Source organism: Turicibacter sp. T129 (genome assembly GCF_025594975.1).
GTDB classification, from domain to species: Bacteria; Bacillota_I; Bacilli_A; order MOL361; family Turicibacteraceae; genus Turicibacter; species Turicibacter bilis.
The window spans coordinates 20,929-42,499 of sequence record NZ_JAMQUU010000028.1 but is presented as its reverse complement, the minus strand read 5'-3'; the positions used below and the strand labels follow the sequence as shown (position 1 = coordinate 42,499).

General features: G+C 35.0%; 21 protein-coding genes and 1 pseudogene. All 22 read right to left on the bottom strand.

Translation table 11 applies throughout. The features are described from left to right. Positions 1–3 precede the first annotated feature (3 nt). The 22 genes and pseudogenes from NEH75_RS05900 to rplS all read right to left on the bottom strand — a co-directional run bounded on the left by NEH75_RS05900 (position 4) and on the right by rplS (position 21,497). Positions 4–231, bottom strand: coding sequence for a DUF5348 domain-containing protein (locus NEH75_RS05900; protein WP_262948625.1), 228 nt, complete (start codon positions 229–231; stop codon positions 4–6). Next, on the bottom strand, positions 231–1,181 hold the full coding sequence (locus tag NEH75_RS05895; RefSeq protein WP_262948624.1) for a tyrosine-type recombinase/integrase: 951 nt from the start codon (positions 1,179–1,181) through the stop codon (positions 231–233). The genes NEH75_RS05900 and NEH75_RS05895 overlap by 1 nt, the downstream gene beginning before the upstream one ends. Before the next feature lie 106 nt (positions 1,182–1,287). Further along, positions 1,288–1,752: a GNAT family N-acetyltransferase gene (locus NEH75_RS05890; protein WP_055241448.1), complete on the bottom strand. Its 465-nt coding sequence runs from the start codon at positions 1,750–1,752 to the stop codon at positions 1,288–1,290. Positions 1,753–1,836: 84 nt separating this feature from the next. After that, positions 1,837–2,298: a metal-dependent transcriptional regulator gene (locus NEH75_RS05885; protein WP_144436935.1), complete on the bottom strand. Its 462-nt coding sequence runs from the start codon at positions 2,296–2,298 to the stop codon at positions 1,837–1,839. A gap of 118 nt (positions 2,299–2,416) precedes the next feature. Continuing rightward, complete coding sequence (gene frr, locus NEH75_RS05880) at positions 2,417–2,974, bottom strand: ribosome recycling factor (protein WP_055241450.1); 558 nt, start codon at positions 2,972–2,974, stop codon at positions 2,417–2,419. A gap of 2 nt (positions 2,975–2,976) precedes the next feature. Beyond that, complete coding sequence (pyrH, locus tag NEH75_RS05875) at positions 2,977–3,693, bottom strand: UMP kinase (protein ID WP_055241452.1); 717 nt, start codon at positions 3,691–3,693, stop codon at positions 2,977–2,979. Between the two features lie 76 nt (positions 3,694–3,769). Further along, the gene (gene tsf, locus NEH75_RS05870; protein WP_055304348.1) at positions 3,770–4,642 is read right to left on the bottom strand and encodes a translation elongation factor Ts; all 873 of its coding nucleotides are present in this window, start codon (positions 4,640–4,642) and stop codon (positions 3,770–3,772) included. A gap of 277 nt (positions 4,643–4,919) precedes the next feature. Continuing rightward, a complete protein-coding gene (gene rpsB, locus NEH75_RS05865) occupies positions 4,920–5,660 on the bottom strand; it encodes a 30S ribosomal protein S2 (protein ID WP_055241456.1) in 741 nt (246 codons plus the stop codon). A 233-nt stretch (positions 5,661–5,893) separates the two neighbouring features. Then, positions 5,894–6,289 (bottom strand): hypothetical protein, encoded by a 396-nt coding sequence (locus tag NEH75_RS05860; protein WP_055241457.1) that lies wholly within the window; start codon positions 6,287–6,289, stop codon positions 5,894–5,896. A 283-nt stretch (positions 6,290–6,572) separates the two neighbouring features. After that, positions 6,573–7,538 carry a class 1b ribonucleoside-diphosphate reductase subunit beta gene (gene nrdF / locus NEH75_RS05855; protein ID WP_055241459.1) on the bottom strand — a complete coding sequence of 322 codons (966 nt, stop codon included), beginning with the start codon at positions 7,536–7,538 and terminating at the stop codon, positions 6,573–6,575. A gap of 17 nt (positions 7,539–7,555) precedes the next feature. Continuing rightward, positions 7,556–9,640 (bottom strand): class 1b ribonucleoside-diphosphate reductase subunit alpha, encoded by a 2,085-nt coding sequence (gene nrdE / locus NEH75_RS05850; RefSeq protein WP_055241461.1) that lies wholly within the window; start codon positions 9,638–9,640, stop codon positions 7,556–7,558. A gap of 457 nt (positions 9,641–10,097) precedes the next feature. Continuing rightward, on the bottom strand, positions 10,098–11,027 hold the full coding sequence (locus NEH75_RS05845) for an SPFH domain-containing protein (RefSeq protein ID WP_055241462.1): 930 nt from the start codon (positions 11,025–11,027) through the stop codon (positions 10,098–10,100). Positions 11,028–11,041: 14 nt separating this feature from the next. Then, positions 11,042–11,491 carry an NfeD family protein gene (locus NEH75_RS05840; RefSeq protein WP_055274946.1) on the bottom strand — a complete coding sequence of 150 codons (450 nt, stop codon included), beginning with the start codon at positions 11,489–11,491 and terminating at the stop codon, positions 11,042–11,044. Between the two features lie 94 nt (positions 11,492–11,585). Continuing rightward, a complete protein-coding gene (gene xerC, locus NEH75_RS05835; protein WP_055274944.1) occupies positions 11,586–12,494 on the bottom strand; it encodes a tyrosine recombinase XerC in 909 nt (302 codons plus the stop codon). A gap of 167 nt (positions 12,495–12,661) precedes the next feature. Next, positions 12,662–13,960 (bottom strand): FADH(2)-oxidizing methylenetetrahydrofolate--tRNA-(uracil(54)-C(5))-methyltransferase TrmFO, encoded by a 1,299-nt coding sequence (gene trmFO, locus NEH75_RS05830; protein ID WP_055241468.1) that lies wholly within the window; start codon positions 13,958–13,960, stop codon positions 12,662–12,664. Between the two features lie 283 nt (positions 13,961–14,243). Beyond that, positions 14,244–16,307: a type I DNA topoisomerase gene (topA, locus tag NEH75_RS05825; protein WP_055241470.1), complete on the bottom strand. Its 2,064-nt coding sequence runs from the start codon at positions 16,305–16,307 to the stop codon at positions 14,244–14,246. 518 nt (positions 16,308–16,825) lie between these two features. Further along, positions 16,826–17,623 carry a DNA-processing protein DprA gene (locus NEH75_RS05820; RefSeq protein ID WP_055241473.1) on the bottom strand — a complete coding sequence of 266 codons (798 nt, stop codon included), beginning with the start codon at positions 17,621–17,623 and terminating at the stop codon, positions 16,826–16,828. An 81-nt stretch (positions 17,624–17,704) separates the two neighbouring features. Further along, positions 17,705–18,475 carry a ribonuclease HII gene (locus NEH75_RS05815; protein WP_317452418.1) on the bottom strand — a complete coding sequence of 257 codons (771 nt, stop codon included), beginning with the start codon at positions 18,473–18,475 and terminating at the stop codon, positions 17,705–17,707. A gap of 324 nt (positions 18,476–18,799) precedes the next feature. After that, complete coding sequence (gene ylqF, locus NEH75_RS05810; protein WP_212725854.1) at positions 18,800–19,669, bottom strand: ribosome biogenesis GTPase YlqF; 870 nt, start codon at positions 19,667–19,669, stop codon at positions 18,800–18,802. Between the two features lie 72 nt (positions 19,670–19,741). Beyond that, a pseudogene (gene lepB, locus NEH75_RS05805) lies at positions 19,742–20,296 on the bottom strand (signal peptidase I). A gap of 77 nt (positions 20,297–20,373) precedes the next feature. After that, entirely contained in the window at positions 20,374–20,928 is a 555-nt protein-coding gene (gene lepB, locus NEH75_RS05800) for a signal peptidase I (RefSeq protein WP_055241478.1), read from the bottom strand. Positions 20,929–21,146: 218 nt separating this feature from the next. Further along, the gene (rplS, locus tag NEH75_RS05795) at positions 21,147–21,497 is read right to left on the bottom strand and encodes a 50S ribosomal protein L19 (RefSeq protein WP_055241480.1); all 351 of its coding nucleotides are present in this window, start codon (positions 21,495–21,497) and stop codon (positions 21,147–21,149) included. Positions 21,498–21,571 lie beyond the last annotated feature (74 nt).

Below are 21,571 nucleotides of genomic sequence, written 5' to 3'. Positions count from 1 at the left end.
CACTCAACTAAGAGTGCCTTGCATTTCACTATATAAATAAGTTACATATCCTTCATGACATATGAAGTAATATCCATTCACATTATGATGTTCAATTCTTCCCGCTACAAATATATCCTCATCATCAGCATAAAGATTAAACCTAGTGCCACAAGTCAATGTAGACACATACTCACCGTTATCATAACAATCATATCGTTCAGAAGCGGGATTATACCTAAGAGTTAGCATTATTTGCTACCTCCTAGCTTGATACGATTCTTTTGATATTGTACTAATGTGTCTAGTCCATCTGTTGCCTTACGTATATCATCACTAAATAACTTGATGTAGCGTTGTGTGACCTCAAGAGAGTGGTGTCCTAATAATTCCTTGATAATCATAGGATTAACATCCGCCTTTACTAAATCACGAGCATAAGTATGTCTTAGGATGTGTAATGACGTTTCAACTCCCCTAGAACGTGCATACGCTCTAAATAGGTTCTTTAGTGACCTATTACTTAACTCTTCCCCATAAACCGTAGGAAACAATGGACTATCACCTTTTAGTTGAGTAATCTTAAGCCACTCATTAAGTATTTTAATGATACTATGACTCAAGTAAATCGTTTGTGGCTTATGCGACTTTGTATCCCTTAAATAAAGCGTACGATTGTGTAAATCTAAATCACTAACTTTAACCTCTCTAACATTACGTGACCTAATACCACAGGATAAAACTAAATTAGCTATTGCCCATGACCTTACCTCTGAAAAGGTCATTTTAGTTGGCTTAGCAATTAGCTTTTGCACTTCCTCTTGTGTTAGTGGGGTTTTGTTCTCCGTTGTATCCTTTAGCAACTCAATATTAAACTTAGCACAATAACCACACTTATAAGCATAATTCATGAGTTTTCTAATATACTTAAGTCTTTCATTGACACTAATAACCTTGATTCCACGTTCATTAGTTAAATAATTGATATAACCATTCATAGCCTTTGGTGTTATATCCTCAATTAAACAATCCTCTCCAAAGTAATCTGATAGCACAATAAAGTTAAATTCATTATTCTCTAGGGTTTGTGGTCTAAAGTTTCTAGCCTTGCTATACTCCATATGTTCGTCATAAAGTTGTTTCAATGTCATCTCTTTAGTTTGATTGATTCTAAGCCTATTTTTTACCGTTTTAGTAGCCATAAATTAGTCTCCATTTCATATGAATTTTAGTTAAAAGGAAATGGAACATATTTTTAGCAAGTATTGAACGCTTTGATTAAGCACTAAACTCAAGAATATGATAATATCAACGATTATAGGCATTCAAATTCCATTCATAAACATTAATCTCTCGAACGCCCATCATATACATTTCAAGATGAAAAGGAACGACGTAGTTCCCTAACCATCGAGCTCCTAAACGTTGACACGTCTTATTTGATGGAAGATTATCTGGAAGACAGCTAATATACAGATAATTCATCCCATGTAATTGGGCCACTCGTTTAATAATTTGACAAGCTTTAGCTGCATAATGATGACCACGATAAGGGGGATATATTTCATACCCTATATTTCCTCCATAAAATGTATTTTCATTATATCCAACTCGAATATCAATTTTTCCAATCTCATAAGGCATTAAATGCTGTTTAATTTGAAAATGGTAGGATGGTGCGGCGAATTTTTCAAGATGAGCTGGAACTTTTTTTTCAATGATTAAATCAATTTCTCCATCTGTTAAATAACCCACATCTTTAAATCTAAACATGATATTAACACTCCTTCGTGTCCTTTACATTATTCCTTATCATCATACGTGACAATTCTAAAAAAATGAAAAAAAAGACAATATTCATTGTCTTTTTTTAAACTGATGAAACTGTTCTCGAATCTGAGGAAAACGAATAAAGAAATCTATTAATTTATTCAAACACTGAAGGGTTTCTTGCCCCACTGTATGTTCCATTTTTTCTGTCTCATCTAATAAATCTTGTTGAACACCAATCTCTTGTAAAAATTGATAGATTAGATGATGCCGTTGATATAAATACTGAGCGACTTTCCATCCCTCATTTGTTAAACGAATTTTCCCATAACGTTCATATATAATTAAATTCTTTTCATTCAATTTTTTTATCATCTTGGTCACAGAAGATGATTTTATATTTAATGAAGTTGCTAATTCATTTACTCTGATTTCTATTTTATTAGGCTGTGCTAATCGATAAATCATTTCAATATAATCCTCTTCGCTGGCAGTTAAGTTAGCCTGTTTCATGTAATCATAAAAGGTATGATACTCTTGAATTCCCACCTCAATTCCTCCCTATCCCGCTTTAATTACAATTCAATTTATTCTAGTTTTTAACCATCTATACCTAATTTAACTTTTTAAAAATAAAAAAGACTACCAAATAGGTAGTCCTATAAAACTAGATTGACATGATATCTTTTTCTTTTTCGTCCGCTGCAGCGTCTACTTCTTTGATTTTCTTGTCAGTTAATTTTTGTACATCTTCTGTGTAACCTTTTAATGCATCTTCTGTGATCTCACCATTTTTTTGTAATTTTTTAAGATCATCGTTTGCATCACGACGTACGTTACGGATTGCTACTTTTGCATCTTCAGCAAATCCTTTAACTTTTTTAGCTAATTCACGACGACGCTCTTCTGTTAAAGCAGGTACGTTTAAACGAATAACTTCTCCATCGTTGTTTGGAGTTAATCCGATGTTAGCCTCGTTGATGGCACGTTCGATAGAAGATAATGTTGATTTATCATATGGCTTAATCACTAATTGACGAGCTTCAGGAACTGTCACTTGTGCCATTTGATTAATTGGAGTTGGCATTCCGTAGTAATCCACTTGGATGTTTTCTAATAAAGCAGCGCTAGCACGACCTGTACGTAAAACTGCGAATTCACGTTTTAATGAGTCGATTGCTTTGCTCATACGAGTTTCAGCATTTGTTAATACATTTTTAGGCATGATTATCTCCCCTTTACAATTGTTCCAATTTGTTCACCAGCAACGGCTTTCTTAATATTCCCAGATTCATTCATATTAAACACTAATAATTCAATATCATTATCCATACATAAAGAAGCCGCTGTTGAATCCATAACTTGTAATCCTTGATTTAATACTTCTAAATACGTTAATTCATCGTATTTAGTTGCTTTTGGATTATAACGAGGATCATCGTTATAAACTCCATCAACACCGTTTTTAGCCATTAAAATAGCATCGGCATTAATTTCAGCCGCACGAAGAGCAGCCGTTGTATCTGTTGAGAAATAAGGGTTCCCTGTTCCTCCACCAAAAATCACGATACGTCCCTTTTCTAAATGGCGAATAGCACGACGTCGGATATATGGCTCAGCAATTTGATTCATATGAATTGATGTTTGTGTACGCGTTTGAATTCCACAAGCTTCTAAAGCATTTTGTAAAGCTAAGGCATTCATAACTGTCGCTAACATCCCCATATAGTCAGCACTTGAGCGTTCCATCCCCATTTCACTAGCCGTTTTACCACGCCAGATATTTCCTCCACCTACAATAATGGCAATTTCTACACCAGTTTCGTAAGCACTTTTAATTTGTAAAGCAATTTGTTGTACAGTTTCGGCATCGATACCAAACCCTTTTCCTCCAGCTAAAGCTTCACCACTAAGCTTTAAAACAACACGTTTATATGCAGACATTACGGCACCCACTTTCTCATCCTTTTATATCCAAAGCAAGGGACACAGTGCTGTGTCCCTTAAATATGAATCGTAATTATGCGCGAACTTGGCTCATTACTTCTTCAGCGAAGTTTGCAACAACTTTCTCAATTCCTTCTCCAACTTCTAAGCGGATGAATGATTTGATAGTTGATCCGTTGTTTGCAGCAAATTTAGCAACTGTTACATCACCATCTTTAACGAATGGTTGTTCTAACATACATACATCTGCTAAGAATTTGCGGATACGTCCTTCAACCATTTTTTCAACGATGTTAGCTGGTTTTCCTTCGTTTAATGCTTCTTGAGTTAAGATTTCACGTTCTTTAGCTACAACTTCTGCAGGAACTTGTTCTACAGTTAAGTATTGAGGGTTGATTGCAGCAGCGTGCATTGCAGCATCTTTAGCTACTTCTTCTTTACCTTCAACAACAGTTAACGCAGCAATACGTCCACCCATGTGTAAGTAAGATCCGAAGAATTCGTTGTCAGCTTTCTCAACAACAGTTAAACGACGTAAAGTAATTTTTTCTCCGATTGTTGAAGTTGCTTCGATTAACATTCCATCTACAGTAGTTCCTTCAACTTCGATTGCTAAAGCTTCTTCTACTGTTGCAGGTTTGTTAGCTACTAAGATTTTTCCTAATTTATCTAATAAAGTTAAGAATTGTTCGTTTTTAGCAACGAAATCAGTTTCTGAGTTTAATTCGAAGATAACTGCAGTGTTTCCTTCGATTGCTACTGAACATAATCCTTCAGCTGCTACACGATCAGATTTTTTAGCCGCTTTAGCGATTCCACGCTCACGTAACCAATCGATTGCAGCAGACATATCTCCATTTGTTTCTACTAATGCTTTTTTACAGTCCATCATACCTGCACTAGTTTTTTCACGTAATTCTTTAACCATAGCCGCTGTAATTGCCATTATGATTCCTCCTAATGTTTTTTATAAAAATTTAGAGTTTGCTTATAGTTGCATCTTCTTGATAATAACAAAAAAACACAAATATTGCAAGTCATTGAATACCTCAATCACTTATTTAAACGAATTCAGTCTTAAATACTCCCTATCTATTGTAACAGGTTTCTAAAAGCTTTATTCACTTAATTTTAAATTATCATTCTGAACGTTATTAATGATTAAGTAGTTTTCAAAAAAAATACCTTTAACTCATATTGAGAAAAAGGTATTCATTATCAAATTACTCAGCTGCTACTACTTCTTCAGCAACTACTTCTTCAGTAGCTACTTCTTCAGCAGAACCTTGGTTAACTTCGATGATTGCATCAACCATTTTACCAACGATTAAACGTACCGCACGGATAGCGTCATCGTTAGCTGGGATTACGTAATCAACATCTTCAGGATCACAGTTAGTATCTACGATACCGAATACTGGGATGTTTAATTTACGAGCTTCAGCGATTGCAATACGCTCTTTACGAGGATCGATTACGAAGATTGCGCTTGGTAATTCTTTCATATCGCGGATTCCGCCTAAGAATTTATTTAAACGATCCATTTCTTTACGTAATGTGATAACTTCTTTTTTAGGTAATACTTCGAAAGTACCATCTTGCTCCATAGTTTCTAACTCTTCTAAACGAGCGATACGAGCTTGGATAGTTTTGAAGTTAGTTAAAGTTCCACCTAACCAACGTTGGTTAACCCAGAATTGTCCACCACGGATAGCTTCTTCTTTAACAGCTTCTTGAGCTTGTTTTTTAGTTCCTACGAATAAAACACGTCCACCATCTTTAGCAACTTCTTGTAAAGCGTAGTATGCTTCATCTAATTTCTTAGCTGTTTTTTGTAAGTCGATGATGTAGATTCCGTTACGATCTGTGTAGATGTATTTTTTCATTTTTGGGTTCCAACGACGAGTTTGGTGTCCGAAGTGTACCCCTGCTTCTAACAATTGCTTCATTGAGATAATAGCCATTGTAAGTTCCTCCTAAATTTAAATTTGTTCGGCCGCCACATACTTCATCACTAATTGCCACTATAATTCATAGCACTCGACAATTCGCTCCATATGTGTGTGTATTTTTATGCCATGAATAAATGTATCATACTTCGCCTTTTTTTTCAATCGAATCTTCAATTTTTTTAGCTTTATATAAAAAAAACTTTCTCAACGAGAAAGTTTTAGTGAGGTTATCATCTTCTATTTACCTAATTATAGTATTCTAAGTCTGCCTCATCTGCTACACAAATAATGGTTTGTAATAAAAATGGTGGAAATGAAAGTTGATTAGTCTTAATACTTTTTGGATCCGTAATTACTTTTGCACAACGAATTCCATCCTGTGTTAAAACTAATACATATTGTCCCTTTCTAATTTCTTGTTGCATCACTGCATATGTAAATTTTCCATTATATCCTTTAAATTGCACATCGACAACAGTCACTCGCTCATTTGAATACTGCTCATCAGTTACGAAGTGTTCCTCAATTTCATCCTTAACTTGCTGTTGTTCACCTTGTTTTGGAATCAAGAAATAGATTAACATTCCTAATCCAATTAATAATATGATTATGATGACACTAACCAACAAAATTGTTTGCACAATATCACCTCGTTACCTGTTTTCTCCCTATGACTATAAACAAATTTTATCCAATGTAACAGTCAAAATCAACAGTATTATGTATTTTTTTCCATGATTTTGACGCCATTCGTAATGTTTTTTCGAATCCCTCAAAATTCGACAAAATTCTTCTGGTAAATGACGCGCTTTCACGTCGAAATCGACTGGTTATACAAAGAAAATAAGCTACTTTTTTATAAAATAGCTTATTTTGTAGAAAAAACAGGTTTTATGTTGTAATCATTATTACGCGTGCTTCACATTAAAACTCAAAATCTGAATCTTGTAATGGTTCTACCTTCGTCGTTTTAATATAACCATTCCCTTTTGTTGAGAAGAAATCATGATTCTTTGTTTCAACTGAAACTCCATTCATTACGATTGGATTAATATCTTGTTCAGTTGTTTCAAATAGCGGATCAAAGTTCAGGCATTGTAATGCATAGTTCACATTATACTGAATGTACGTCTGCACATCATCTAGCATTCCAATTTCTTTATATAACAATTTTGAGTAATCACACTCAATTTCATAAATATCCTGAATCATTGAATAAGTTTTTGCTTTAAGTTCTTGCTGCTTATCGGCATCAAATGTTGCAAATAATTCCTGCGCAAAAAAGCCAACACCAACGGTATGAAGTTTTTCATCACGTAAAATTAGATTAATAATTTCTCCACTATTCACCATTTTCCCTTGTCCCGCTAACCATAACGGTAAAAAGAATCCACTATAAAAGCAAACTCCCTCTAAACATAAACAACCTACCATCGACATAAAAAGAGACTCTTCATTTTCAATGCTGTAATAAGTCTTCATAATCCGATCAACCTTTTGTTGAAGGGATTTTGTTTCTTCGATCCAGTCAAATAATTCGTCAATTCGTTCTGTCGTACACAAGGTTTGAAAAATAGTTGAATACGACCTCGCATGAATACTCTCAAATCCTGCAAATAACGCTAAAATACTTTTCACAAAAAGACTTGGTGATTTTTCAGCAATTTTTTGAATTCCTGTCGATTGTTCTGTATCTAATAACGTTAATCCTGCAAGGATTCGCTCATACGTAACTTTAACTTCAGGAGCTAATGTTTCCCATGTTGATTTATCTTCTGAGACTGGGATTTCCTCAGGTAGCCAAAACTGTTCGGTTTGCTTTAAATATAAATCATCATAAAATTGATGATCTGGTGCGTTCCAATTCACTGCTTGATATCGTTGTTTCACCTTTCTCACCCTTCCCCTTAAACTGAACATGTTGTACATTCTTCAAATGCTAGATTTTTTGTACGCGTATAATATAAACTTTTTAATCCTAAATGATGGGCATATAAATAGTAACGAACTAACTCACGTGTACTCGTATTACTATCGACATAAAGTGTCGTACTAATTCCTTGATCAATATGAGGTTGAATTTCAGCCACTAACTCTAATACCTTCATCATATTCATATGGTACGCTGATTTATAAAAGAAAATATTATCTTCTCCTAAATACGGCATTGGATAGTAAGTCGTTGCATTACCGTATGTACGGCGCTCCACTAAATCAACGATCGGTAAAATACTTGCCGTTGCATTTTGGACATAACCAATACTTTGTGTTGGGGCAATCGCTAAGCGATAGGCATGATACATTCCACTTTCTTTTACAGCCGTCGCAAGTTTAGCCCAATCTTCCGTTGTAGGAATCATCATATCTCCAAACAATGCTTTAATACGATCAGTAGTTGGCGTATAATCTATTTCTTGATAATTCTTGAAATAGTTACCATTCGCATATTCAGATTGCTCAAAGCCGGTAAAACTTTGGCCTTTTTCAATCGCGATTTGCATACTACGCTCAATTGAATAATAATTAACCATCATAAAGAATGTTCGTGCAAATTCTTTCGCAAGATCACTTTCATAAGCAATTTTATTTTTGGCGAAAAAGCCATGTAAATTCATACACCCTAATCCAACAGCATGTAATTCATGATTCGCTTTATTAATGCCTGGTGCATTGGAAATAGCTGAAAGCTCACTAACACTCGTTAAAGCGTCCATTCCACTATAGACACTTTCTCGAATCGATTGCTTCTCCATCACATTGACAATATTTAATGATCCTAAATTACAACTAATGTCTCGGCGAATGATATCCTCTTGTCCATAATCATTAATCGTTGAAGTTTCTTGTAATTGGAAGATTTCTGTACAAAGATTAGACATTTTAATTTGCCCAATCTCTTTCAGTGCGTGAGCATCATTTGAATTTGATTTAAAAACCATATACGGATAGCCCGATTCAAATTGCATCTTTGCAATATGTGTTAATAGACGTCTTGCATCTAACGCTCGTTTTTTAATTGATTCATTTTGTACAAGTTCTTCATACATCACATCTAAATCTAAATCATCTAAATGTTTTCCAAGCGCTTGATAAACAGTATGTGGAGCAAAGACATACATCGGTTCATTCTTTTTGGCCAATTCAAAGAATTTACTTGGGACTACTACTCCAATCGATAAGGTCTGAATTCGACTTTTCTCATCTGCATTAATCTTCTTTGTATCTAAAAACTCTTCAATATCCCAGTGAAAAATATTTAAATAAGCTGCTCCTGCTCCTGGACGTTGACCAAGTTGATTGACATAGCTGAATGAGTCTTCTAACAATTTCATAACCGGTAACACACCGCTCGCTGCATTCTCAATTCCTTTAATCGACTCATTACGCGCACGAAGTTTTGATAAATTTAATGCCACTCCACCACCAATTTTCGATAATTGCATTGACGTATTAATATTATATGTAATTGAATTGAGTGAATCATCCATCTCTAGTAAGAAGCAAGACACCATTTCACCACGGCGAGCCTTTCCCGCATTTAAAAATGTAGGTGTTGCTGGTTGATAGCGCTGCTCAATCATTGCAACGGCATAATCCATTGCTTTCTTTGCATCCCCTTGCGCTAAGTATAATGCAACGGCTACAATTCGATCTTCATAATACTCTAAATATTGCTGATGATCATTTGTTTTTAAAGCATAATCTTTATAAAACTTTGAAACCGCCATGAACGATTGAAATTTAAACTCATAAGAAAAGACAGTCTCACGAATACTTAAAATATCGTCTAATTCATATAATCTAAAGAAATCTTCATAATAATTCTCATCAATTAGCCAGCGTAAACGTGCCGCTTCTGTCTCAAATCGCTTCATTTTCGATTCTACTTCTTCTAAAAAGGCTTGAACTGCTTCACGATCTTTTTGTAACTGATAAAATCCATCTTTCTTTTGCATTAATTCATTATTTAACTGAATATATTTCTGTTCCATATGCTCACTCCTTTTAGCGACTCTCTTTCAACGCGGTAATTTATAATAACATATTTTTTTCGACTTTTTCTACTAAAACGAACTGTTTTTTTGTATATAAAAATGCAAAAAATACCCTTTATTTTTATTCTTTTTTCATGGAGTGCCGACCTTTGTATTATTCACATTAAAAACACCCTCATACCTCACCAAACAAAAAGAAGTAACCCATATGGTTAGGTTACTTTAGCTCCAATGATACATACTTAAATTATCAGCTTTATCATGAATGATACAAATAAAAGTTTAAATTCTTACTACAGATCTTTACCTCTTATCACTTCCCAAGTCCCCTCTAGTCTTCCTGCTTATCTTTAGACCCTGTCTATTAAAGACATCTATTATTAATAAGTGATAGTAGGAAGTTTCCTGTTATACTAAAAAAAAGACCTTATTAAAAGGTCTTTTTCTGTATCAATTAGTCTTCTTTAACCACTTGTGACGTTTCAGCAAGTGAAGCAATTAACCCACTAACATTTTGAATTTCAGATGGGATAATTAATTTTGTTGCTTTTCCATCTGCTACTTGTGCTAAAGCTTCAAATGATTTAAGTGTTAAAACTTCTGTTGTTGGGTGAGATTCATTTAGCATACGAAGCCCTTCAGCTGTTGCTTCTTGAACTTTTAAAATGGCTTCTGCTTCCCCTTCTGCACGGCGAATCGCAGCTTCTTTATCTGCTTCTGCCGATAAAATCATGGCTTGTTTACGAGCTTCTGCCTCAAGAATTTGTGATTCTTTTAATCCTTCCGCTTTTAAAATTGCAGATGTTTTTTCTCCTTCTGCTTGTAAGATTTTTTCACGACGTTCACGTTCTGCACGCATTTGTTTTTCCATGGCCGCTTGAATATCTTGTGGCGGAATAATATTTTTAACTTCTACACGGTTAATTTTAATTCCCCATGGATCAGTGGCTTCATCTAACACTGAACGCATACGAGAGTTAATAATATCACGTGAAGTTAACGTTTCATCTAACTCTAATTCCCCGATGATATTACGTAATGTTGTTGCTGTTAAATTCTCAATAGCAGCAAATGGATTACTTACCCCATACGTAAATAATTTAGGATCTGTAATTTGGAAGAAGACAACTGTATCGATTTGCATCGTCACGTTATCTTTTGTAATAACGGGTTGTGGTCTAAAATCAATAACTTGTTCTTTTAATAACACTTTATTTGCAACGCGATCCATAATTGGAATTTTAACATGAAGCCCAACAGTCCAAGTTGCAGCATAAGCACCGAAGCGCTCAATAACATAGGCATTTGCCTGAGGTACCACTTTAATGTTAGCTGCTACTAAAATAATAATAACAACCACAATAGCAATGATAAAATAAGCCATTTTTCCATCTCCCTTTATTTAATGATAATTGTGACTCCTTCAATACGTAACACAGTCACAATTTCATCTACTTTATATACTTGTTTACTTTCTGACATCGCACGCCATACTTTACCATCAAGCTTTACTTCACCGGTCGTATAAGGCCTAATCTCTTTTACTACCACAGCTTCTTTTCCAATCAACTCATCAACATTTGTTTTGACTTGACCGATTTTTAACTTTTCAACAGCTACTTTTCGAGTGGTCGCCACTAAGACTAATGAGACTCCCAAAAAGATAAGGAGTTGAACTATAAATGAATCAATAACAAAGGCAAATAACATGGCAACTAAAGCTCCGATTGCAAACCAAATTGAAACAATCCCTAAAGTCAATGCTTCAATAACAGCAAAGGCAATAGCAATCCAAAACCATAGCCATGTGAAAGGAATCCCCAAAACCAAACTCGTTAAACTGACCATCTTCTCTCACTCCATTCTAATTGTTACTCTTACACTGTTACTTTTACATTATAGCAAATTTATTCCTCATTTGATACATCTAGCGAATTTGCTTTCATTTATTTTCCATCTTTTTAGCGCGCGGGTGTGCTAACGCATAGGCTTGCTTTAAATGTTCTTTCGAAACATGCGTATAAATTTGAGTGCTCGATAAATGCTCATGACCTAACAGTTCTTGCACAGCCCGCAAATCTGCTCCATGATTTAATAAATGTGTCGCAAACGTATGGCGAATCATATGTGGAGCCAACTTAATATGATTTGCCGTTTGTTTCGTTAATCGATTTAAAATATCTCTTACCCCTCGTTCTGTTAATGGCAGTCCATAATGATTCAAAAATAAATAATCGGTTTCAATCTTTGATTTTTTTAGTAACCTAGGTCGACTCTGTTGTAAATATGCTTGGATTGATTCCACTGCAAATTCCCCTAATGGAATATATCGATCTTTCCCACCCTTACCGTGTACTAACATCATCCCTGTTTCAAAATCTAATTGTTTTAAGGTTAAGCCACAGCACTCTGAAACACGGATACCTGTGGCATATAGGATTTCCAATAATGCATAATTTCGACATCCTAGTACCGTTGATTGATCAATACTTTCAAATAAGGCAACCATTTCTTCCTCATATAAAAACTTTGGTAAAACTTGTCCTCCTTTAGGTGCCTTAATCATCGAAAAAGGATTATGAGAAATGACACCCTCCTTTAATAAGAACTGATAATACGAACGTAAAGATGAAAGTTTACGACTCACTGTACTTCGATTCAATTGATGCGTGTAGCAATAATTTAAATACGCACGGACTTCGCTATACTCCACATCTAACGGCTCAATCAGCTCCTGCTTACAAAAAGATTGCCATTCCTCTAAGTCTTTTTTGTAATTTAAAATCGTATGAGTTGAATAACGCTTCTCGTACGTTAAATACTCTAGATAACGATTAACCAGTTCTCTCATTATTACTCACTCCCTCTACGTATAAAGAAAACAGTACTTATTGTACTGTTTTCCTTCATCGTTTATTTAATTGCCTGAAGCTATTTTTCTTCTTCATTTAGCAGATAAAGAGGCTGAAAGTCTTCAGATTCACCAAAGAACAAATTCTCCCTCACACTGATCAATGATTAGATTAATTCTTTACATTCATTGATTTTTTCAATGGCGCGTGCAGCATAAAGAGCTTTTTTCTCTTTTTTCTTAACACGTCCTGGTAAGTCTAAGAATAATCCGAAGTTCGCATTCATTGGTTGGAAACCATCTTGAGACGTATGAGTAATATAGTAAGCCATTGATCCCATAGCTGTTTCACGTGGGAATTCAATTAATTCTTCACCTAACATGTATTTCGCCATGTTAATTCCAGCTACCATTCCTGATGCTGCCGATTCAACGTATCCTTCAACCCCTGTTAATTGCCCCGCAAAGAATAAATCTTCACGTGTTTTAAATTGGTATGTTGGGCGAAGTAATACTGGTGAGTTAATGAATGAATTACGATGCATAACTCCATAGCGTACGATTTCAGCATTTTCTAATCCCGGAATCATTTGAACAATACGTTTTTGTTCTCCCCATTTTAAATGCGTTTGGAATCCTACTAAGTTGTATAAAGTTCCCGCTGCATTATCTTGACGTAACTGAACAACAGCATAAGGTGTCTCTCCTGTTTTTGGATCTTCAAGCCCTACCGGTTTCATTGGTCCAAATAAAACGGTTTGGCGACCACGTTTCGCCATTACTTCGATTGGCATACATCCTTCAAAGAAGACTTCTTTTTCAAATTCTTTAACTGGAACGACTTCTGCATTGATTAAAGCTTCATGCCAAGCATTAAACTCTTCTTCTGACATTGGACAGTTTAAATAAGCGGCTTCTCCTTTGTCATAACGAGATTTTAAATAAACTTTATCAAAATTAATTGAATCTTTTTCAATAATTGGAGCTGCTGCATCATAGAAGTAGAATGAGTTATGTCCTGTCATTTCACGAATATATGCACTTAAAGCATCACTCGTTAATGGTCCTGTTGCAACAATCGTTGGTCCCTCAGGAATTTCAGTTAACTCTTCACGAATGACTTCAATATTTGGATGATTACTTAAGAATTCTGTAATTTGTCCTGAAAATCCTTCACGGTCAACTGCTAATGCTCCACCTGCAGGAACCGCATTCGCATCGGCTGCCTTCATGATTAATGAATCTAAAATACGCATCTCTTCTTTTAATACTCCAACAGCGTTTGCTAACCCATCTGCACGAAGTGAATTTGAACAAACTAACTCTGCGAAGTTTTGTGTGTGATGCGCAGGTGTATTTTTCACTGGGCGCATTTCATATAACTTAACTTGAATTCCACGTTTAGCTAATTGATAAGCGGCTTCCGAACCAGCTAAACCTGCTCCAATAACATTTACAAATTTCATTTTAACTTGCCTCCTAAGTTGCGAATTAACACATGGTTACAAATGAGAATTATATCATAAATTACGGATTCTGCTAATACATTTTGCAATAAGCCCGGCGCTAATACGACAAATCTCAAATCAAGGCGATGAAGCGGGAGAATTCCTTGAACTTTTCTTCATCTGCTTAAGCCAATCTCTTTTGCCTATTAACTTAAGATCCTGAATGACTTTATTATAACATAAACTTTTACCCTCTGTCTGTTTGCTTTAAAAACCCACCTTCTAAAAGGTGGGCTTTTGATTATTCTTCTTTATAGTCACATTCCTTATTCGGACATTGAATTTCATTTTTCTTCCCTTTAACGACTAACAAGCTATCGCATTTTGGACATTTTTTATCAACTGGTTTATGCCAAAGTGCATAATCACAGCTTGGATATTGATTACATCCATAGAAGACTTTTCCACGGCGTGTTTTCTTTTCAACGATTTCACCTTTTTCACATTTCGGACATTTAACTCCTGTCGAAACGGGTGCAGCCTCTTCTTTTGTTTCCTTTTTAATATACTTACATGTCGGATAGCCACTACATGCGACAAACTCACCGTAACGCCCACGACGAATGACAAGTGGACTACCACATTCTGGACATTCCTCCCCAATTTCAACTGGAGCAATTTTCTCCATATTTTTTTGAGCATCTTCAAGCATTGGCATAAAATGATCGTAAAAGACTTTTAATTCATCGTACCAAACTTTTTGTCCCTTTGAAATTTCATCTAAATTATTTTCCATCTCTGCAGTATACTCCACATTAATAAACTCAGAGAAGAATTCAGCTAATTTCTCACTTGTTAAAATTCCTTGATCCGTTGGCTTAAACTTTTTATCCTCAAGTGTCACGTAACCTCGATTTTTTAACGTCTCCATTGTTTGTGCATAAGTCGATGGACGTCCAATCCCTAACTCTTCCATTTCCTTAATTAATTTCGCTTCGCTATAACGAGCAGGTGGTTGAGTAAAATGTTGTTGTGGTTCAACATCAACTAACGCTAACGTATCCCCTTCACTTAAACGTGGTAAAGCTGCATTTTTTGTTTCTTCATAGCTATAGACACGTAAATATCCATCAAACACTAGCACTTGACCGTTAACGCGGAATAAGTAATCATTTGAGCGAACTTCAATCGTTGTCGCTTCAACTGTTGCACTTTTCATTAAGCTCGCAACAGCACGTTCCCAAATGAGTTTATATAAACGCAGTTCATCACGTTTTAAATAAGGTTTCATCTCTTCTGGTGTACGCGCGACTGATGATGGGCGAATAGCCTCATGTGCTTCTTGTGCATTTTTAACTTTCTTCGCATTTGTACTTCCTGTTTTAACATAATTTGCACCATAATTTTGTTTAATAAATGACTTAGTTGCATCAACGAAGTTATCGGCTAAACGAGTCGAGTCGGTACGCATATATGTAATTAATCCAACAGTTTCGGAACCGATATTAACCCCCTCGTATAATTTTTGAGCAATTGTCATTGTCTTCTTCGCATTATAACCTAATTTACTTGCAGCTTCTTGTTGAAGAGTTGAAGTGATAAATGGTAACTTCGGTTGTTTTGATTTATTTTTCTTTTCAACCTTTTCCACTACATAAGGATCACTTAATTCAGCTAAGATGGCTTTGACTTCATCTTCATTCGCAATTGAAATCTTCTTATTAGCTTTCTTTACTAATTCTGCTTCAATTTTTGCACTTTCCCGCTCAAACATAGCATGAACTGACCAGTATTCTTCACTAACGAATTTTTGAATTTCTTTCTCACGTTCAACAATTAACTTCAATGCTACTGATTGAACTCGTCCCGCACTTTTACTTTTGATTTTACTTTGTAATAACTTACTTAATTTAAATCCAATAATGCGGTCTAAAATACGACGACTTTCTTGAGAGCGAACCAAATCCATATCAATCGCACGTGGATGTTTGAATGCTTCTAAAATCGCATCTTTTGTAATCTCATTAAATACTACTCGACGCTCTAAATCAACATCAAGTCCTAAAACATCTGCTAAATGCCAACTAATCGCCTCTCCCTCGCGGTCGGGGTCAGTTGCGAGGTAAACAGCATCTGAATTTTTAGCTGCTTGTTTTAATTCTTTAATGACCTTTGATTTTCCTGTTACGTTTTTATAGTTGGGTTTAAAGTGGTCTTCAACATCCACACCTAAACCTCCTGGACCTGTCGTTGCTAAATCTCGAATATGACCAACGCTTGATAGAACCACATAATCTGATCCTAAGTAGTTTTCAATCGTTTTAGCTTTAGCAGGCGACTCTACAATTACTAAATTTTTCCCCATACCTATCACCTTTTCTATCTCAATAACTAATAACCGGCTTAGCTTCTAAACTTAGCTAAGTTAATCTTTCATCTATTATTCGACTTTATTTTAAAAACATTCAATGAGTCTGCTGATTCATTCAACGCTTATCTGTAGCAAATAGTCAAAATAAAACACAAAAAATATTACTGGTTTCTTTTCCTCTTGTCAACAATTTCATTATAAATTACAGATAAACATGAGGGTCTTTTACTTTTTTCATCTATAGATTCATTCAAAATTACTGTTTCACCAATGTCTCTTTTTATACCTACTATTGATTTTTTTCAACTCATTCTAGCAATTTCACCCCGTGATCCATCCATTTCCATGCTCCATTCTTTTTCCTCTCATCCTGATTTAAGTCGAATAAATCATCTCAGAATGCAGAAAAAAATAGATACTGTCGTATTTTCTGCGAATATAAAAAAATCTGACTTTAGAGGTGATTCTAAAATCAGATTTCATCAATGACACATCTTATTAATCTAGCTACCTTACTCTTCACTATGCACCCAATCTAACATATTAAGAACGTCCTGATAATGTGTCAAACAATAAGCGCCATTCTTAATTAAGTTTAAACTTCCTTCAGAATGAATAGAGTTATACGGAGCTGGTAGAGCATAAACCACTTTTCCCTCCTCGACTAGCTGTTGCGCAAGTTTTAAGCGCTTATCTTCTTTGACCGCTTCAATAACGACCATCACCTCACTTAATTCTTGCACCAATTGATGAGCTCGATAAAACTGAGGTGCACTTGGATAAACATGTGGTGGATATTCAGTCATCACCAGATGATCTCGAGCAATCCGTTTATAAAGCTCAAAGTTTTCTTGCGGATAGACATGTAAAAAGCCCGACGATAAAAGGGCAATGGTTTTTCCACTTCTAACCGACAACAAATGGGCAATAGCATCGATTCCAAGTTGTAAATTTCCTACAATAGCGACATCCTGTGATAACAAATTTCCAACAATGGCTTTACATGATTCCATTCCATAAGCGGAGGGCCTACGATTCCCCATCACTCCTATTTTTTTCTTCTTTAATAGCATCAAATCACCTTGATAATACAACACAAACGGCGGACGAATCATCTCTTTGAAAAGGGATGGATACTCCTCATCTAACACCGTTAATACTTTGCTTTCTCCTAATTTTAACTTAGCTTGTGTCACTTGCTCTTGTGTGATTTGCTTCAACTTAATATCATCTTTTAAAACATCATACATTTTAAACCAATTACCATTTTTTAAAACACTTAATGCAATTAATTTTTCTCGTAATTCCATTTTAATCACCTAAGTTAATGTACGCTCATCGTCACTCATTTCTTTGTTAAAATAAAAAAAGATTACAAAAAGTAATCTCTTCTAAAATTTTGAGCGAATCGGTTCAAAAGATTGACGATGCTCTGAAATAATTCCATTTTCTTCAATGGCTTTTAAATGTTCCTTTGTTCCATAACCAACATGACGTTCAAATCCATAAGCTGGATATTTTTGTCCTAGTCGCTTCATATAGGCATCACGTGTCACTTTAGCAATAATACTTGCTGCAGCAATTGAGACACTTTTTGAATCTCCTTTAATAATTGGCGTTTGAGGGATATTTACATTCGGTAACGTCATCGCATCTAGTAATAAATGCTGCGGTTTAGGATCCATTTTTGCAATCGCACGTTCCATTGCTACTTTAGTCGCCTCATAAATATTTAATCGATCAATCTCTTCACTGATACAAATTCCAACGCCAATACTGATCGCATGTTTTTTTATTTCTTCATAAAAATATAAACGCTTAGCTTCTGATAACTTTTTCGAATCATCAATTCCAAATAACCAGCAATCAGCTGGTAAAACGACAGCTGCTGCAATGACGGGCCCAGCTAACGGTCCACGTCCTACCTCATCGATACCTGCAATCAGTTCAACACCACTATAGCGAAGCTCATTTTCATAAATCGACATGGTAATAAATTTTTGGAATTCGTCATATTCCTTTTGCATTTTATTTTCATATTGTTTAACAAGCTTTTGAACACCACTACGTTCATCGGATTTTAATCGTTCAACAAAAGCTTCATCAACTACATCTTGTTGTAATATTTTTTTTATTTCATCTACCGTATACTTTTCCATCATTGAGCAGCTCACCTTTCTAAAGTAAAAAGCGATAACTTATTTATTCTATCAATGTTTTTTACATTAGTCAACTATGTTCAAATTTATGTCTTTTTTTGTAGAGAAAACTGTTTTTTTCTCGTTCTTTCTTATTTTAACATCATTCTAAGGTGGATTCTAGTTAATTTTTACTATTTTTCACAAATAGTTTACTAACCCTCACATTATAGACTAATTTTCATGATATTAGTCATTTTTTGTATTTTTTTCCTTTAACTACATCTTAATTTTAAAAAAGAGTCGATGATTCAAACAAGATTGAATCCAACGACTCTTTTTATGTCTTTATTTTTCTTCTGATGTTGGAATATCACTAGGTAACTCAAATGATAAGCGTCCTAATTTCACACTACGAATTTCACGAAGTAAAATCTCGTAAACTTTATCATAATCCACATAGCCACCTGATTGTAAAAATCCACGCTTTTGTCCAATCTCATCTAATACAGCAACTTTATCTTCAAACTGACCACTTAAGTTATAACGTTCAACTAAACGATCTGGATAATGTGCAATTAAATAATCTAAAGCATACAAAATAATATCATCTAAATGTAAAATCGTATCTTTAATGGCACCAGTAACAGCTAAATTATAACCTACACGTTTTTCTTCAAACTTTGGCCATAATACTCCTGGTGTATCTAATAATTCTAATTCTTTTTCAACTTTAATCCATTGTTGTGCTTTTGTAACCCCTGGACGATCTCCAGTTTGTGCCGCTTTACGTTTCGCTAGATTATTAGTTAGCGTTGATTTCCCAACGTTAGGAATTCCTAAAATCATCGCACGAATTGGACGCGGACGTAATCCTTTCGCTTTTTCTTTTTCAAACTTCTCTTTTAGGATTTCTTTTGAAGCTTCCGTAATGTGCTTGATGGCATTTTGATGAAGCGCATCAATCGTAATGACGGGTTGACCTTTTTGTTTAAAATAATTTAACCATTGTTGTGTGACATTAGGATCTGCAATATCCGCTTTATTTAAAATGATTAATTTCGGTTTATGTTTAATAATTTCATTCATCATTGGATTACTCGATGAATATGGAATACGTGCATCTAGCAACTCATAAACGATATCAACTAATTGTAATTTTTCTTGAATTTGACGACGGGCTTTTGCCATATGCCCTGGAAACCATTGTACTGTCATCTTGTCACTCCCTAAGTTGTTTTTTAACCTAATAGTAGGTTATCACCATTTAAAACTTTAATTCCTACCTAATTATTCGATTTTACCAAAATGTAAAACTGGCCATTGTGTCCATATGACCTGACCTAAAATTTGATCTTGATGGATTAATCCAATTTGACGACTATCGAAACTATGCGGACGATTATCTCCAAGCACTAAATAATACCCCTCAGGAATTACCTCACACGGATTAAATTGACAAATCTCTTGTAATGTAAAATCCTACGTAAACAGTCCATTAGATGAAATGAGTGATTTCCCTTCATCAAGATAAGGTTCCTCAATTGATTCCCCATCCATATAAATTTAATTTTGATCAATAGCTATCGTTTGAACGAGTAGTCCAATAATTCGTTTGACATAATATTTATCCGTGGATACTTCAAACACAACCACATCAAATGCATTTGGCTCATAACCACGCTACCACAAGATAACGGTATCCTCATCATGTAACGTTGGATACATCGATGCACCATCCACCTTTACCGGGGTAAAAATAAATCGATGAACGATAGTTACTGCAATCAAAATTATCATAAATGTCTTAATCCAATCAAAGACTTCACCTAAGATTGACTTCATCTCACCATGTTTAATCTAATCCCTATTTCATTTCACTCACTGACATTAAAAACGTCACTTCTTCTACCTGCTTCAAACTATTCAATTCGACCAAAACTTGATAGTGGCCATTGAATCCATGTTGCTTTACCTAGAATCTGATCTTCACTAATTAAACCAATATGACGACTATCTTTACTATGCGGACGATTATCCCCAAGCACTAAATAATAGCCTTCTGGAATGACGTCACATGGATCAAATTGACAAATTTCTTGCAAAGTAAAATCCCAAGTAAATTCACCACTATAAGAAACGAGTAATTTTCCTTCGTCAAGATAAGGTTCCTCAATCGGTTCCCCATCAATATAAAGTTGATCTTGATGATATGAGACAGTTTGACCTGGAACACCAATGACACGTTTCACGTAATAAACATCTGGTGAATATTCAAAAACAATCACATCAAATGGCTCAGGCTCATACCCAAGCTCCCATAAAATAACAGAATCTCCGTCATGCAACGTTGGATACATGGATGGTCCATCTACTTTTACTGGAGTAAACACATATTTATGAATGAGCGTTACGGCAATAAAAATAATAACAAATGTCTTTACCCAATCAAAAATCTCACTAAATACTTTTTTCATTCCCTTCACTCCACCATTATATTTTCAGTTAACAACCTGACTTAGCTGATAATCTGATTGAACATTACCCTCTAGTATTAGCTAAAGCCAGTTTGAACATACAGTTTACTGTTAATTTTACCATAAAGTTGAAGTATTTCATAAAAAAAAGATGCCCTAAAACTAAGTTTTTAGGGCATCTTGATTGCAATTGAGGTAATTGTTTTGAAAAAGTAAAATTATCGACGCTCTTTGATACGAGCAGCTTTAGCTGATAAGCTACGGATGTAGTTAAGTTTTGCACGACGAACTTTACCACGACGAGTAACTTCGATTTTTTCGATGATTGGTGTGTGTAATGGGAATGTACGCTCAACTCCACATCCGAAAGAAATCTTACGAACTGTGAAAGTTCCGCTAATTCCGTTACCATTTTGACGTTTTAATACTAAACCTTCGAATACCTGAACGCGCTCACGGTTACCCTCTTTGATACGAACGTGTACACGTACGTTATCTCCTGCGCGGAATTCTGGTAAATCTGTTTTTAAGTATGATTGTGTTAATTCATTGATTAATTGTTGACTCATTAATCTCACGCTCCTTCATTACGCAAGTTCATTCAATTAGTTTGCTAATTCAGCGGAACTTGGGGTAGTGCTCT

Bases quoted from the DNA above. Each gene is read 5' to 3' on its own strand.
- ylqF (WP_212725854.1), bottom strand. From the start codon at position 19,669: ATGACAGTACAATGGTTTCCAGGGCATATGGCAAAAGCCCGTCGTCAA.
- tsf (WP_055304348.1), bottom strand. From the start codon at position 4,642: ATGGCAATTACAGCGGCTATGGTTAAAGAATTACGTGAAAAAACTAGT.
- topA (WP_055241470.1), bottom strand. From the start codon at position 16,307: ATGGGGAAAAATTTAGTAATTGTAGAGTCGCCTGCTAAAGCTAAAACG.
- NEH75_RS05895 (WP_262948624.1), bottom strand. From the start codon at position 1,181: ATGGCTACTAAAACGGTAAAAAATAGGCTTAGAATCAATCAAACTAAA.
- pyrH (WP_055241452.1), bottom strand. From the start codon at position 3,693: ATGTCTGCATATAAACGTGTTGTTTTAAAGCTTAGTGGTGAAGCTTTA.
- xerC (WP_055274944.1), bottom strand. From the start codon at position 12,494: ATGAGAGAACTGGTTAATCGTTATCTAGAGTATTTAACGTACGAGAAG.
- NEH75_RS05820 (WP_055241473.1), bottom strand. From the start codon at position 17,623: ATGGAATTACGAGAAAAATTAATTGCATTAAGTGTTTTAAAAAATGGT.
- NEH75_RS05815 (WP_317452418.1), bottom strand. From the start codon at position 18,475: ATGATGGAAAAGTATACGGTAGATGAAATAAAAAAAATATTACAACAA.
- NEH75_RS05840 (WP_055274946.1), bottom strand. From the start codon at position 11,491: ATGGTCAGTTTAACGAGTTTGGTTTTGGGGATTCCTTTCACATGGCTA.
- nrdE (WP_055241461.1), bottom strand. From the start codon at position 9,640: ATGGAACAGAAATATATTCAGTTAAATAATGAATTAATGCAAAAGAAA.
- frr (WP_055241450.1), bottom strand. From the start codon at position 2,974: ATGCCTAAAAATGTATTAACAAATGCTGAAACTCGTATGAGCAAAGCA.
- NEH75_RS05890 (WP_055241448.1), bottom strand. From the start codon at position 1,752: ATGTTTAGATTTAAAGATGTGGGTTATTTAACAGATGGAGAAATTGAT.
- rpsB (WP_055241456.1), bottom strand. From the start codon at position 5,660: ATGGCTATTATCTCAATGAAGCAATTGTTAGAAGCAGGGGTACACTTC.
- rplS (WP_055241480.1), bottom strand. From the start codon at position 21,497: ATGAGTCAACAATTAATCAATGAATTAACACAATCATACTTAAAAACA.
- trmFO (WP_055241468.1), bottom strand. From the start codon at position 13,960: ATGAAATTTGTAAATGTTATTGGAGCAGGTTTAGCTGGTTCGGAAGCC.
- NEH75_RS05900 (WP_262948625.1), bottom strand. From the start codon at position 231: ATGCTAACTCTTAGGTATAATCCCGCTTCTGAACGATATGATTGTTAT.
- lepB (WP_055241478.1), bottom strand. From the start codon at position 20,928: ATGAAAAAAGTATTTAGTGAGATTTTTGATTGGGTAAAGACATTTGTT.
- NEH75_RS05845 (WP_055241462.1), bottom strand. From the start codon at position 11,027: ATGGCTTATTTTATCATTGCTATTGTGGTTGTTATTATTATTTTAGTA.